The sequence below is a fragment of the Lipingzhangella rawalii genome (assembly GCF_031628175.1).
Classification (GTDB): domain Bacteria; phylum Actinomycetota; class Actinomycetes; order Streptosporangiales; family Streptosporangiaceae; genus Lipingzhangella_A; species Lipingzhangella_A rawalii.
The window spans coordinates 1-457 of the sequence record NZ_JAVLVT010000048.1; the positions used below are offsets into that span (position 1 = coordinate 1).

Annotated in this window: 1 protein-coding gene; it reads right to left on the reverse strand. The window is 71.8% G+C overall.

Annotation, left to right across the window (positions count from 1 at the left end):
- On the reverse strand, window positions 1-457 hold a 457-nt coding region (locus tag RIF23_RS20705; RefSeq protein WP_310914315.1), incomplete at both ends, for an SAM-dependent methyltransferase.

The following is a 457-nucleotide window of genomic DNA, read 5'->3' on the forward strand; positions in this document are numbered from 1 at the left end:
GACAGATGGGGTGCGGGTCCGGCAACGGCGGCTGGTTCGGGTCAGGACGCCAGCGGGTGATATCCCCCAGGCCCGGATCGACCGGCTCCAGATCCGTCAGCCAGCCCGCCACCTCCTCCGGGGCGCGGGTCTTCCACGGCATTCCCAGCTCGGCGACGAACTGGTTGGCCGCGGCACGCACCTCGGCATCGTCCGCCACGATATGGGAGAGGGCGAGGTAGCTGCCGGACACGGTGTGGTCGAGGCAGCCGCGCACGGCGCGGCGGGCGGCGTCGTCGTCGGGGATGCAGTGCGGGATGGAGAACAGCAGCACCGCGATGGGGCGGCTGAAGTCCAGACGGGTGCGGGTCTCCTCGGCGGCCAGGATGGCCTCGGGGTCGGTGATGTCGGCAGTGATCACCGTGGTGGAGGCGTCCTCGGCCAGCAGGGCGCGCCCGTGTGCCAGCACGATCGGGTC